A 14079-nucleotide genomic window follows, 5' to 3' on the forward strand; every position below is an offset into this window, starting at 1 on the left:
ATCCTATTCCTTTAAACCTCTTTTTCGAAATACAGATAAATATACATTGCTGCCCCAAAATTTGACGCATCTGTAGATACTAGTCGATAGCCATTCTTCGCATATTCGTCTAACTTTTCCTGAATTTCAAGTTTTGAACTTTTGGCGATATGATTAACATCTAATGTTAATTTAGAGTAGTAAATTAATGTTTCAATTTTGTATTCTTTCATGTTTTCTAAGTTTTCAATTTAGATTGGTTTATAATTATAAATTCTAATTACTTAAATACTTTATGGTTCCGTTAATTGGAGAGATTTTTACTTCCGTATCACCCTCTATTAGATAAAAAACGTAGGAACTATTTTTTCCAATTAATTTGACATCTAGTAATTCACCATCAAGAAAGTTAATCTGATTAGTATATTTTACTTCTCTAGACTCTATTTTTTGCTTTAATCTTAGAGCTTTACCATATCCTGCACCTACAAAAATTCCTATAAAAAATATAATGGAAAATACGGTTAACCCCTCAAATACTTTTTTTTCGATATTGGTTTCTGATGGATCTAATTTTAAAAATGATGTGAACCACTTCTTATCTTTTAATTTTCTACTCATTTTCGGAACTGCAATCAAAATTAAAATTACGAATGATGATATAATCAATAATGAGACATTAGAAGACAATTTGGAAATGGGACTAATCAAGACATCAAGAATATCAGAGTATTCTAAAATATTAATTCCAAATTGACTGTAGAAAAGTGTCTCATTGATAATACCAAGAAATATTAAAAAAATATATCCTAGATATAATATATTCTGTATTTTATCAAGGTAATTATTCATTCCAGTGGTTGCTTATGGTTTAGTCAATGAAAATCAAAAAATTTTCGAGTATATCGAACTTGTGTTCTATCTATTTCATTTGCTTATAAGTATACCTATCTCAATTATGTTACACCACAACCAATATTAAATTATTCTCAATCTTCAATTATAATCAATTAGGAATCTTTCAAAAGTGTTTAGCTTATTTTTCTATAATCTAATTTCGCTTATTGTGTACCAAAATATTCCAACACTTCCGGTCCCTTAATCATTACAGCAATAATCCCAATAATGATACCGATAATTATAAAGATTAAGAAACCTATTATTGTATATAATACCGTTAACAAGACTCTTCCAAAAATACTTTTAAACAGTTTTTTATCATAAAAGCCCCTAAAAAACCACAGGATAATAATTGGTAACGCTAATAGTGATAAGCTAGGTATTTGAATTACTAGATCTATATTATTTTTAAATATATATATTAAAGGATAAAAAATTACTATATTCATTATCAGGTACAATGATAAGATATATGAATTCATCACTATGTGCTCAAAGTAATTTTGTCCCCATTTTCTAAAAGCCAATTTCGTGACAAGGGCATAAAAAGGAACTAATAAAATCATAATTATTGAATTGTACCGCGATGAGAGCGCTAAATAATCATTCATAAATCCTGAAAGAACCTTTTGTTCAGAATAAAACGATTTCATTATCTCCAACAGGCCTAGAATCTGAAAGGAAATAAATGCAGAAATACCGCACAATAAAAAAGCCAAAAGAATTGGTTTGTAATGATTTATTCTATTTCCATTAATAAATTCTTTTGCTGTCTTTCCTGGGTTGCGTATTACACCTTTTATAGTATATAAAAACCCTTTATTAGTTTGTAAAATAGTGCTTTCTAATTCATTTAATACATATCTTCTATCGATTCTATTAAATTTTTTTTGACCGCAGTTTCCGCAATAATTTTCATTTACTAGCCATCCGCAATTTAGACAAGATTCAGCCATCCTATTTTATTTGGTGAGTGATAATATTAATCAAATTCAATTAAATATTTGAAAAACAAGCCATTTCAAACAGCTACATAAATAACAGTGTTTCCAAATATAGTCAATCTTCTGAATAAAAATATTATAACCCTTCGGAATAAAAAAATATATCTACCAATTAGACTAAGCCTTATGAAAAGGATTTATCTCTAAATTTTAGTAAAATTGTCTTAATCGTAAAAAACCTACCAATCAATTGGTTTTTTACCATTTGCGATCAAATATTCATTAGCTTCAGAGAAATGTTTATTCCCAAACCAGTACCCGCGATTTGCACTTAAAGGTGAAGGATGTCCACTAGTTAAGATTAAATGTTTTGAGGCGTCAATTTTTTTAGCTTTTTTCTTGGCATACCCACCCCAAAGCATAAAAACAACATTTTCTTTTTCAGCAGAAACAATTTCAATAACGCGATCGGTAAACTGCTCCCAACCTTTACCTTGGTGTGATCCTGCCTGGTGCGCTCTTACCGTCAGCGTAGCATTAAGTAATAAAACGCCTTGATCTGCCCAACGCTCTAAGTTTCCACTTTGTGGAATTTCGCTACCGGTATCAGTATGTATTTCCTTAAAAATATTGATTAAAGACGGTGGCTGTGCTATTCCGTCATTTACAGAAAATGATAGTCCGTTTGCCTGGCCTGGCCCATGATATGGATCCTGCCCTAAAATTACAACTCTGGTATCTTCAAATTTCGAATGCTCAAAAGCTGCAAAAATATGTTTGCCTTTTGGATACACATTAAAGTTTGAATATTCAGTTTTAACAAATCCTACAAGATTTTTAAAATAATCTTTCTCAAATTCGGTGTCTAAATGCGTTTTCCAGCCTTCGTTAATATTTACGTTCATTATAATTTTAAGTAAATTTGCAGTGTTCCAAAAGTAGGAAATTTTAAACAACTCTTGGAATGTGAGAACAGCTATAAAAAAGAGAAAAACAGAATTTATAATTTCAAGAAATTCGATTGTAAAAACCGATCGAATAAAAATTGAAAATTAAACCCTCAGTGAGGGAATGTTTATGATAAAAATTACAGAAAAAAGCCTTACAGATTTAGAGTTTCCTGTAGTACGAGAACAAATAAGTGATTTATGTGTTACCGATCCCGGAAAAGCTAAAGCCTTAGAGATTAAGCCTTATAAAACTTATAAAAAAACCTATTTTGGACTGCATCAAACAAACGAATATGTAAGCTCCAAATTGCAGGAAACACCTATTCCTAACCATGGTTTCGATCAAATAAATAATGAACTAAAATTATTGAATATTGAAGAAACTATTTTGGAAGTTTCTGGCTTTCGAAAAATTGCAAGCTTATCGGAGACGGTAAATATGCATCTTCGGTATTTTAATAAATTTCAGGAGATTTATCCAAATTTATATCAAACGGTTTCAGAGGTTGAATATACGACCGTTTTAATCGATCAAATCAATAAAATTGTTGATCGATTTGGTGAAATTAAAGATGATGCCTCTCCCCTTTTACAAAGTCTTCGTCGCAACATCAATTCAGTAAAAGGCCAGATTAATGGCAGCTTTAGTAGCGCTTTAAGTACTTATTCGTCATATGGCTATTTAGATGATATAAGGGAAAGTGTTGTTGAAAATGTACGAGTTTTAGCTGTAACGGCTATGCACCGCCGTAAGGTAAAAGGCGGGATAATGGGAAGTTCTAAAACTGGAAGTATTGTTTTTATTCAGCCAGAATCTACATTTCGATATACAAGAGAACTTAATAATCTTCAATATGAAGAAAAAGAGGAAGTTAACCGAATCTTAAAAGAACTTACAGAATTTGTTCGACCATTTAGAGAGCTTTTAATTCAGTATCAAAAACTACTTACAAAAATTGATGTGATCGCGGCAAAAGCGAAATATGCTGAAAAAATTAATGGCCTTTTACCAACAATTACGGTAGATCAAGAAGTTCAGTTAAAAGAGGCTTATCACCCTTTACTGCTAATTAGCAACAATAAAAAAGGTGCTAAAACTTATCCGCAAGATATCGATTTAAGTAAAGATAATCGTATCGTAGTGATTTCTGGACCCAATGCCGGTGGTAAAAGTATTACGCTAAAAACGGTTGGTTTATTGCAATTAATGCTGCAAAGCGGAATTTTGATTCCGGTTCATGAATTTAGTCGAGTTTCTTTTTTCAATAGAATTTTAACCGATATTGGCGATAATCAGTCTATTGAAAATCATTTAAGTACGTATTCTTATCGCTTAAAGAATATGAATTATTTTCTGCGGAAGTGTGACGATAAAACTTTATTTTTAATTGACGAATTTGGAACTGGTAGTGATCCTGAACTTGGTGGTGCCTTGGCTGAAACTTTTCTTGAAGTATTTTACGAAAAAGAAAGTTTTGGGATTCTAACAACGCATTATGCAAATCTAAAAAAATTAGCAAGCGAATTACCGAATATGAGCAATGCGAATATGTTGTTCGATTCGGCCAGTTTAGAGCCATTGTTTAAACTACGTGTTGGTGAAGCCGGGAGCTCTTTTACTTTTGAAGTTGCCCAGAAAAACGGAATTCCTTATAGTTTAATTAATCGTTCGAAGAAAAAAGTTGAGCGTGGTAAAATTCGTTTTGATCGAAGTATCGCAAAACTTCAGCAAGAACGTAGCAAACTTCAAAAAACAACAGATTCGTTAAAGCAAAAAGAGCAAAAAGCAGCAGTACAAAAGGATAAGCTGGAAGAAACCAATGCACGTATTCAGCAAAAATTAGAAGATTATCAGGAACTTTTTGATACCAACCAACAAATGATTTACTTGGGGCAGAAAGTTAATGACATCAGCGAAAAATTCTTCACTAATAATAACAAAAAAGAGCTTATTGGAGAATTTTTGAAGTTTGTTGCTATTGAAAATTCTAAACGTAAAAAACAAAACGCAAAACAGCGAAAAGCGGAAAAAGCCAGGGAACAGAAGATTAAAGCTGAAGCAGAAAAGAAAGTTGAAGTAATTCGGCAAAAGAAAAAAGAAGAAAAAAAGAAAGAAGAGATCGAGGCTAAAAAAGAAGCGAATAAGCCAAAAGCTAAGGTAAAACTTGGAGATCGTGTTCGACTTGAAGACAGCCGTAGTGTAGGAACACTAGATAAGATCGAAAAAGGAAAAGCAACAGTTAATTACGGTATGTTTACCACCCAGGTGGCTATTGAAAAACTAGAGTTGGTGCAAGCCATGAAAAAATCATGATGAATATTCCAGAAAATAAGAAAATTGTTTTGTTTGACGGTGTTTGTAATCTTTGCAACGATGCCGTGATATTCATAATAAAGCATGACAAAAAAGACCAATTTCGCTTTGCTTCATTGCAAGGAGACATTGGTAAGCAACTGCTTGAAGAACGCGGTTTGGATCCTAACTATTTGGATTCCATTATTCTTATTGAACCCGGAATCGCCTGGTATCAAAAATCTGATGCTGCACTGGAAATTGCAAAGGAATTAAGCGGAATCTATCAAGGCTTAAAATTTTTTAAATTCTTGCCTACAGGTCTAAGAGACATTTTTTACAAAGGTATCGCCAATAATCGTTACAAATGGTTTGGTAAAAAAGAAAGCTGTATGATTCCCACACCCGAGCTTAAAGGTAAATTTTTGGATTAGGTTTTTTGTAGCTAAAGCAATTTTATATCTTACCGTTTTAAACTATTATTTATGGAGCTTCACTGGCATTGTGAACTTTGCGAACACCAAGATGTAAACCTAAGAAAAGGGAATGTTTGTGGATTAACAGCAAATAAGCCAAATTTTAAAAATACCTGCAGTACTATCGAATTTGGAGAAAAAAGGAAACAAAAAGTAATCGATACTAATGCAAAATTTCAGAAGATACTGAAAAACAAATGGTGGGTATATAGTTACTTTATTCTGTTCAATATTCTCGCTATTGTACTTTTCTATCTGGATTACATATTTCTTAATTATTTAAAACATTTCTTTCTAATGGCTTATACCGTGCCTATCATTATTTCGGCAATTGCTATAGTTCTATTGGGAATGGGTTGGGGTGCTTTAAACAATTATCAAAATAACTTAAATATTGCCAAAGCAAACAAATCTGAAGTTGATGCCGCACTTTCTGCCTACAATATTAATTATGATCTTAAATTAGATTTTCTAAAATCTTTTCACGGAGCACCGAAAGTTAAAAGTGATCTGAAATTTTATTATATGAAATAATAATTCAGCATTCCATATTTCAAATCACTTTTCATACAAATTATGAATCATTAGGTAGAAAAACGCCGAATGATCTTTTTTCCGAAGCAATAAAAAGTGTAAATCAGAAATTTTAAAAATTATTTATCTTCTTCTTTAGCATACTCATCATCCCATTCTTTCACATTTGGTGGGCCCATCATATCTACAGATTTTGCAACCATTACCGATACGGCAGCATCACCAGTTACATTGACGGTGGTTCTACACATATCTAATGGCCGATCTACAGCAAAGATCAACGCTAAACCTGCTTCAGGAATACCAGCTTGAGCTAGTACAATTACTAACATCACCATCCCCGCGCCTGGCACCGCTGCAGATCCAATTGAAGCTAAAGTGGCTGTAGCAATGATACCTAACTGAGCACCAATACTTAGATCCATACCAAAAGCCTGCGCGATAAATACGGCAGCCACGGCTTGATATAAGCTAGTTCCGTCCATATTGATTGTTGCTCCAATTGGTAATACAAAACTAGTTACCTCTTTGTGCACCCCCATGTGCTCTTCTACTCTTTCCATCGTAACTGGTAAAGTAGCTGCACTAGAGCTGGTAGAAAATGCTAAAAGCTGCGCAGGAGCGATACCATTGATGAAAAAAGATGGTTTATTTTTAGTGAAAATCCATACTAGTAAAACATAAACACCAATCATTAAACCCAATCCAATAACAACGGTTAGCGCGTACATCGCTAATGCGGCAAAAAGATCTGTACTAGGTGATTCGACAACTAAAGCTGCTAATAATGAGAAAACACCGTATGGTGCAAAAAGCATGATTAAATCGATTAATTTTAGAATTACTTCATTAAAACCATCAAAGAAATCTTTTACGGGTTTAGCAGTTTTTTCATCAATTAAAATCAATCCAATTCCGAAGAAAATAGCAAAGAAAATCACCTGAAGCATATTGGCGTTATCACCGGCGGCTGCAAAAATATTACTAGGCACTAGATCTTCTAACGCCTGCAAAGGTCCCGCTTCTTTTTGTTTAGCGGCATTTGCCTGCACACCAACAGCATCACCTTCGTAACTGGCTATAAGCTCTTGCCGGGTATCTTCACCAATCGTTCCTCCCGGATTAATCAAATTAACCATCACCAGGCCGATTGTTACTGCTACAATGGTGGTAGCTATATAAATCCCGATAGTACGGAATCCCATTTTAGATAACTTGGAGATGTCTTTTAAATCGGAAATACCTTTTATTAATGAAGCTAGAATTAGCGGAACTGCGATTAATTTTAATGCATTTATAAAAATATTCCCGAATGGTTTTATCCAATCACTTATAAATTCAGCTCCCCAGCTAAAATTGGTCATGATTAAAGCAAAAACAACTCCGGCAAACATTCCTAATAAAATCTGCCAATGCAGTGCTAATTTCTTCATAGTGTGGTTTTCTGTATTGTTTTATTATAATTTAGAAGATTTATTCTGAAGTAAAAAATCGGCAATGGTAAGTGCTGCCATTGCTTCTACAATAGGAACTGCTCTAGGCACAACACAAGGATCATGACGACCTTTACCTTGCATTTCTACTAATTTACCTTCTTTATCAATGGTTTCCTGATTTTGCATTATCGTAGCTACAGGTTTAAAAGCAACATTAAAATAGATGTCCATTCCATTAGAAATGCCACCTTGTATTCCGCCACTTAAGTTTGATTTTGTAGAACCGTCTTCGTTAAAGAGATCGTTATGTTCACTTCCTTTCATCTTGGTTCCTTCAAATCCGCTACCGTATTCGAAACCTTTAACAGCATTGATAGAAAGCATAGCTTTTCCTAATTCGGCATGTAATTTATCAAAAACCGGTTCTCCCAAACCTTTAGGTACATGGCTAATCACGCAACGAACAGTACCGCCTACAGTATCACCTTCAGACCGAATTTGCTTAATATAAGCTTCCATTTCTTGAGCTTTTGCTTTATCTGGACAGCGAACAGGATTTGTTTCAATTAAAGAAAAATCGACTTCATAATGGGGTTTTTCTAGTGATATTTTTCCAACAGAATCTACGTATGCAGTAATTTTGATATCCTGAAGCATTTGTTTTGCAATCGCTCCAGCTACTACTCTACTTGCCGTTTCTCTTGCAGAACTACGGCCACCACCGCGATAATCTCTTACGCCGTATTTCTCGTCATATGTATAATCTGCATGCGAAGGTCGATACGCATCTTTAATGTGAGAATAGTCTTTAGATTTTTGATTTGAATTATGAATTACAAAACCAATTGGCGTACCAGTGGTTTGTCCTTCAAAAATACCCGAATAGAATGCTACCGTATCTGGTTCTTTACGCTGCGTTACTATAGCAGACTGTCCAGGTTTTCTTCGGTTCAATTCTTCCTGAATTGCTTCAAAGTCTAATTGTAATCCTGCCGGGCATCCATCGATGACTCCACCAATTGCCGGCCCGTGTGATTCACCAAAGGTGGTGAGTTTAAATAGTTTTCCGAAGGAATTTCCTGCCATTAGTTCGATTTTGAACAAATGTAATTTTTTAGCCTATAATTTAAAAATGTTAACACGATTAATATTAAAGTAACAAGGATCAGATTTAATAATTTGGTAAAAGATGTTTAAAATACAAGAAATCTATAATCGATTCAATTCCAGTTTCTTTGCTATAAATATTTTTGTATTGGGAAGAAAACGAGAAATTGAAGTGGTTGTAATCTCAGATGTTCATTTAGGAACATTTGGATGTCATGCAAAAGAATTGCTATTATACCTAGACAGTATAAATCCTAAAAAACTTATTTTAAATGGTGACATTATAGACATTTGGCAGTTTAGAAAAAGTTATTTCCCAAAATCACATTTAGAGGTTATAAAAAAAATTATTGATTTAAGTACTGGTGGAACTGAAGTGATCTATATTACAGGTAATCACGACGAAATGCTAAGAAAATTTAGCGAAACGTTAATGGGTTCTTTTTCTATAGTAGATAAGCTTGTGCTTGAGTTGGATGGAAAAAAAGCATGGTTTTTTCATGGAGATGTTTTTGATGTTTCCATTCAAAATGCAAAATGGATTGCTAAACTTGGAGGCTGGGGCTACGATCTTTTAATTTTAATTAATCGATTTTTAAATTGGTGTTTAGTGGGAATGGGTAGAAAGAAATATTCACTCTCAAAAAAAATCAAAAATCGTGTAAAAGGAGCAATTAAATTTATTGATGATTTTGAAAAAACTGCCACAGATCTTGCGATAGAAAACGGATACAAATATGTAGTATGCGGTCATATTCACCAACCGCGAATTGTAAGAAAAACCAATAAAAAGGGAACTTGTCTCTATTTAAATTCAGGCGATTGGATTGAAAATCTAACCGCCCTGGAGTATAATGATAAGCGTTGGGAACTTATTAGTTTTCCTGAACTTAATTCCAAAAAGAATAAAACTCCACAAATGCTCACTGCGATTACTGTGATAAAAAGCAGTAAATCCAGATAGATAATTAAAAATTTTCTTTTTCCTGACGATCGTGCCTTGTCTCGTGACCTTTTCTACGCTTACGCTCTTCTAATAAAAGAGAAAGTTCTCTACCCGTTTGTCCTTTTACTGAAGAATTTTCCTGTGCTCTTCGCATTAAATAAGGTACAACATCTCTTACAGGGCCAAAAGGCACAAGCTTCGCTGCATTGTAACCACGTTTAGCAAGATTATAACTTAGATGATCACTCATCCCAAAAAGTTGACTAAACCAGATTCTAGAATCATTTAAATCTATATTCTTATCCTCTATAATTTGCAAGGCTAAGTAATTACTTACCTCGTTATGAGTACCAATAAATACAGCTATATCTTCCAGATTACCCAGGCAATAAGACATCACACTATTAAAGTTTACATCGGTAGCCTCTTTACTTTCACAGATAGGTGATACATACCCTAATTTTTTAGCGCGCTCATTTTCTTTTTCCATATAAGCCCCTCTAACTATTTTAGCGCCAATTTTAAATCCTTCAGCTTTACCTTTTTCATGAAGATCTTTTAGATATTCTATCCTATCCCAGCGATAACATTGTAAGGTGTTGAAAATTAATGCTTCCTCCTTATTATATTTTCGCATCATCTCTTCCATTAGATCATCTGCCGCTGTTTGCATCCAGCTCTCCTCACCATCGGCATAAAGTCTAACCTTTAAATCGTGCGCGGTTTTGCAAAGTTTATCGACACGCCTTTTAATATTGTCCCACTCTTTTTTTTCATCATCATCCAAACTTACATTGGCAGTCAACTTTTCCCAGATTTCAAATCTTCCTACTCCGGTAGGTTTAAATACTGCAAAGGGAAGTTCTTCTTCTTCCTTAGCAAATTTTATTAAGCTTAATTTCTTCTCTAAAGCCGCATCAAATTCTTCTTCGGTTTCTTTACCTTCTACAGAATAGTCTAAAATACTGCAAAGATTCGCTTCGTACATGGTTTTGATAGTAGGCTTACAATCTTCCATTGTTTCACCGCCAGCAAATTGTTCGAATATCGTTTTTTTTATAAGACCTTCTACAGGTAATTTTAATCGTAAAGACATTTTAGTAAGCGCTATACCAGACTTTACTAAAGATGGTTTCCCCATCATACTAAATAAAAATATTGCTCTATCTAGCTCATTATCCGATTTTAATTTAAAAGCAGTTTTAGTATTGTTAAATATCTTTTTTCTAATCATGGGATAGCGTTAATTTTCGCAAATATAATTATTGAATATTGATTTCGATTTAATTATTTCTGCTTATTTTCGAATCTGTTACAAACAATCAAAATCATGGCAAATACGGCAAAAGGAACCGTTTATTATAAAGAAGAAGCATACCAGCAAATCAATAACTACCTACAGGAAGCCAATCATTCCAAAATATTTGTTCTTGTAGATACCAATACGCACGAACACTGTTTATCGGCTTTTTTACCTAAAATCATTACAGAGGTTGGGATTGAGGTTATTGAAATAGATGCCGGTGAGCCCTATAAAAATTCAGATACCTGCATGGGAGTATGGCAAGCAATGTCTGATCTTGAAGGGGATCGTAAAAGTTTAATGATTAATTTGGGAGGTGGAGTTGTAACCGATCTTGGTGGTTTTGTTGCTTCTACTTTTAAAAGAGGAATTAATTATATAAATGTACCTACTACCCTACTTTCTATGGTAGATGCTTCTGTAGGTGGTAAAACCGGTGTAGATTTAGGTAATTTAAAAAATCAAATTGGTGTAATTTCTAATGCAGAGTTGGTTGTAGTTGATTCCGATTACTTAGCAACTTTACCTACAGAAGAAATGCGCAGTGGATTAGCTGAAATATTAAAACACGGTCTTATCGCTAATGAAGATTATTGGAATAAAGTTGGTCGATTAAGTGATCTTACATTAAATGATTTAGATGAAATTATTCGAACTTCCGTAGATATAAAAGCAAAAGTAGTAAAAGAAGATCCATACGAAAAGGGATTACGAAAAACCTTAAATTACGGGCATACCTTGGGCCACGCCATAGAATCATACTGCTTAACTCATAACGAAAAAAAGACCTTATTACATGGTGAAGCTGTTGCTATAGGGATGATATTAGCAACCTATATTTCAAAACATTTGAAAGATTTTCCTTCTGAAAAACTAAACGATATCACAAAACGAATTATTGATCTCTACGGAAAAACGGAATTCAGCCAGGAAGATATCGATCAGATAATCGATTTGATGAAATATGATAAGAAAAATGAAGCCGGAAAAATTAATTTCGTATTATTAAAAGACATAGGTGAAGCTGAAATTGACTGCGAGGTGCCGAATGATTTGATAATAAATGCTTTCGAATTTTATAAAAACGCCTAATTATTATAATTTTATTATTTCATTAAAAATTTATACTTAAGCTTTTAGGTTTCGTATTTTTAATTATAATTGCAAAAAATTCAACCTTAGAAAATGAAAAGAGTAATTGTTGACTTTAAAAAATTAACACCCGAAATATTAAGCCTTCTGGTCGAAAAATATCCCGATGGCTATGATGATGATCACATTATTTCCTTTAAAAATCTTAAAGGAGAAACAGTAGATGCTGTAGAAGTAAAAACAGAAGATGCTATTTATCTAGTTAAAGTAAGTACTCGATTAGAAAATAAAATGGCTAATTTTGACGAAGATGATTATGACGATGAAGACTTTAACGAGCCTATTGTAGATATTCCTGAAAAGGGCGAAGAAGAGGAAGAAGATGACAATTAGTGTACTTAATAAAAAAGGAGAACTCTAAAGTTCTCCTTTTTTTACATCAATTTTTTAATCTAATTAGGCATGTTGATAATCATGTTTCCCCTCTTTAATCTCTTCAATTAATTTGTCATTAAAAGCTGGTAAATCATCCGGGGTTCTGCTGGTTACAAAACCTTCGTCAACTACTACTTCTTTATCTACCCATAAAGCTCCTGCGTTTTCAAGATCTTTTTTAATTGATGGGTAAGATGTCATTGTTCTTCCTTCTACAACTTCAGCATTAATCAAAGATTGTGGACCGTGGCAAATTGCTGCAACAATCTTGCTTTGTTTAAAGAAATCTCTAATAAATACTAAAGCATCTTCGTTAGTACGTAAATTATCAGGATTAATAACACCACCTGGTAAAACCAATGCGTTATAATCTTTGGCGCTTACTTCGCTTACCAATTTATCAACAGTAATATCTTTACCCCAGTTATCTACATCCCAACTTTTAATAGAGCCAGATTTAATACTTACAACATCTGCAGTAAAGCCTGCTTTTTCGATAGCTTCTTTTGGAGAAGTAAGTTCGCTTTCCTCAAATCCATCAGTAGCCAAAATTGCGATTCTCTTTTCCATAATTTTTCTTTTTTAGGTTTACTCCAAAAGTAAGAACTATGAAGATGAGGCTGTATTAAAGCGATTTTAAAATTATATTTTTTGGAGTTAATAAGAGTTAAACTTTATAAAACAACTCTTTTGAAGTACCTTAAGACTTCGGATTTTTATCCTTTTTGGCCATTCTAAGGTTCTCCTTTAATCTATCGATTATTCTTTTTTCTTCTTTTAACTGTATTTTTTTCTTTTCTAGTTTTTCCATTTCCTGATAGATCGCAGGTTCTCCATTTCTACCCAACTGAATCTTTTCGTTTTTTGCCAAAGCATACTGCACAGTAAATTCAGCTCCGTAGAACAAAATCATGCAAGCATAATAAACCCATAATAATATAAGTACGACGCTAGAAGCACCACCATAAACTGAAGTTGGCTCACTGGTACCAAAATAAAAACTAATTAAATATTCTCCTATCAAAAATAAAATAGTTGTTAGACTTGCTCCCCAAAAAGTTGTTTTCCACTTGATTTTAATATTCGGCAAAATTTTAAAAACAGCCATAAACAAACTGGTAATTACAAAAAAGCTAATTACAAAATTGATGATATACAACATAGCTCCAGTAATGTTTGGAGCAATGAAGTGTATTTTCTCTTTGATAAGATTTAGCAATGCTGAAAGTACAAGTGAAACTAACAGCAACAACCCAATTACCAAGATCATCCCAAAAGAAATAGCTCGATCTAATAGTAATCCCCAAAAATCATTACGTTTTTCAGCAACATTCCAAATGTTATTCATTGCCAGTTTTAGTTGAACAAAAACACCTGTAGCACCAAAAAGTAGCATTCCTACTCCAAAAATAATCGCAAAAGTAGAATCTTTTGATAACCACGCATTTGATATCATACTTTGAATAGCATCTGCGGCATCTGACCCTATAAAGCGACCAATTTCTGAAGTTATTCTTCCCTCTACCGCCTTTCTTCCAAAAAAGCGCCCCGCTATGCTTACAATGATGATTAATAAAGATGGTAATGAAAACAAAGTGTAATAGGCAATAGTTGCACTACGCGAATAAGGCTCGTTTTTATTCCAACTTTTAAAAGCTTTGACCAAAAGTTTAAAAAAAGACTG

15 protein-coding genes are annotated in these 14079 nt (G+C 33.2%); 6 read left to right on the forward strand and 9 right to left on the reverse strand.

Annotated elements, in window-relative coordinates:
* Positions 1-11: 11 nt before the first annotated feature.
* The 4 genes from PBT89_RS08565 to PBT89_RS08580 all read right to left on the reverse strand — a co-directional run bounded on the left by PBT89_RS08565 (position 12) and on the right by PBT89_RS08580 (position 2728).
* Positions 12-212, reverse strand: a complete 201-nt coding sequence (locus PBT89_RS08565; RefSeq protein ID WP_270061533.1) for a DUF4177 domain-containing protein — start codon at positions 210-212, stop codon at positions 12-14.
* A 43-nt stretch (positions 213-255) separates the two neighbouring features.
* On the reverse strand, positions 256-831 hold the full coding sequence (locus tag PBT89_RS08570) for a hypothetical protein (protein ID WP_270061534.1): 576 nt from the start codon (positions 829-831) through the stop codon (positions 256-258).
* A 209-nt stretch (positions 832-1040) separates the two neighbouring features.
* Entirely contained in the window at positions 1041-1835 is a 795-nt protein-coding gene (locus tag PBT89_RS08575; RefSeq protein WP_270061535.1) for a DUF3667 domain-containing protein, read from the reverse strand.
* Between the two features lie 227 nt (positions 1836-2062).
* Positions 2063-2728 (reverse strand): uracil-DNA glycosylase, encoded by a 666-nt coding sequence (locus tag PBT89_RS08580; protein WP_270061536.1) that lies wholly within the window; start codon positions 2726-2728, stop codon positions 2063-2065.
* Between the two features lie 172 nt (positions 2729-2900).
* On the opposite strand from PBT89_RS08580, the gene PBT89_RS08585 reads away from it, so the two are divergent.
* The 3 genes from PBT89_RS08585 to PBT89_RS08595 are packed head-to-tail and all read left to right on the forward strand — an operon-like array spanning position 2901 to position 6076.
* Entirely contained in the window at positions 2901-5087 is a 2187-nt protein-coding gene (locus tag PBT89_RS08585; protein WP_270064253.1) for an endonuclease MutS2, read from the forward strand.
* Entirely contained in the window at positions 5084-5500 is a 417-nt protein-coding gene (locus PBT89_RS08590) for a thiol-disulfide oxidoreductase DCC family protein (RefSeq protein ID WP_270061537.1), read from the forward strand. Before PBT89_RS08585 ends, PBT89_RS08590 begins: the two co-directional genes overlap by 4 nt.
* Positions 5501-5551: 51 nt before the next feature.
* Complete coding sequence (locus PBT89_RS08595; protein ID WP_270061538.1) at positions 5552-6076, forward strand: hypothetical protein; 525 nt, start codon at positions 5552-5554, stop codon at positions 6074-6076.
* Between the two features lie 119 nt (positions 6077-6195).
* Here PBT89_RS08595 and PBT89_RS08600 read toward each other — a convergent pair whose 3' ends face one another.
* Positions 6196-7509 carry a dicarboxylate/amino acid:cation symporter gene (locus PBT89_RS08600; protein WP_270061539.1) on the reverse strand — a complete coding sequence of 438 codons (1314 nt, stop codon included), beginning with the start codon at positions 7507-7509 and terminating at the stop codon, positions 6196-6198.
* Positions 7510-7533: 24 nt separating this feature from the next.
* Positions 7534-8598, reverse strand: coding sequence for a chorismate synthase (gene aroC, locus PBT89_RS08605; protein WP_270061540.1), 1065 nt, complete (start codon positions 8596-8598; stop codon positions 7534-7536).
* 169 nt (positions 8599-8767) lie between these two features.
* Here aroC and PBT89_RS08610 point away from each other — a divergent pair, with 169 nt between their 5' ends.
* The gene (locus tag PBT89_RS08610; RefSeq protein WP_270064254.1) at positions 8768-9583 is read left to right on the forward strand and encodes a UDP-2,3-diacylglucosamine diphosphatase; all 816 of its coding nucleotides are present in this window, start codon (positions 8768-8770) and stop codon (positions 9581-9583) included.
* A gap of 4 nt (positions 9584-9587) precedes the next feature.
* On the opposite strand, the gene PBT89_RS08615 is transcribed toward PBT89_RS08610, so the two are convergent.
* Complete coding sequence (locus PBT89_RS08615; protein ID WP_270061541.1) at positions 9588-10799, reverse strand: proline dehydrogenase family protein; 1212 nt, start codon at positions 10797-10799, stop codon at positions 9588-9590.
* A gap of 96 nt (positions 10800-10895) precedes the next feature.
* On the opposite strand from PBT89_RS08615, the gene aroB reads away from it, so the two are divergent.
* Both aroB and PBT89_RS08625 read left to right on the forward strand, forming a co-directional pair.
* Positions 10896-11960 carry a 3-dehydroquinate synthase gene (aroB, locus tag PBT89_RS08620; protein WP_270061542.1) on the forward strand — a complete coding sequence of 355 codons (1065 nt, stop codon included), beginning with the start codon at positions 10896-10898 and terminating at the stop codon, positions 11958-11960.
* Positions 11961-12053: 93 nt separating this feature from the next.
* Positions 12054-12353, forward strand: coding sequence for a hypothetical protein (locus tag PBT89_RS08625; RefSeq protein ID WP_270061376.1), 300 nt, complete (start codon positions 12054-12056; stop codon positions 12351-12353).
* 63 nt (positions 12354-12416) lie between these two features.
* Here PBT89_RS08625 and PBT89_RS08630 read toward each other — a convergent pair whose 3' ends face one another.
* Both PBT89_RS08630 and PBT89_RS08635 read right to left on the reverse strand, forming a co-directional pair.
* Complete coding sequence (locus PBT89_RS08630; protein ID WP_270061543.1) at positions 12417-12965, reverse strand: type 1 glutamine amidotransferase domain-containing protein; 549 nt, start codon at positions 12963-12965, stop codon at positions 12417-12419.
* A gap of 130 nt (positions 12966-13095) precedes the next feature.
* Positions 13096-14061 carry a YihY/virulence factor BrkB family protein gene (locus tag PBT89_RS08635; RefSeq protein WP_270061374.1) on the reverse strand — a complete coding sequence of 322 codons (966 nt, stop codon included), beginning with the start codon at positions 14059-14061 and terminating at the stop codon, positions 13096-13098.
* Between the last annotated feature and the right edge of the window lie 18 nt (positions 14062-14079).

Source organism: Zunongwangia sp. HRR-M8 (genome assembly GCF_027594405.1).
GTDB lineage: Bacteria > Bacteroidota > Bacteroidia > Flavobacteriales > Flavobacteriaceae > Zunongwangia.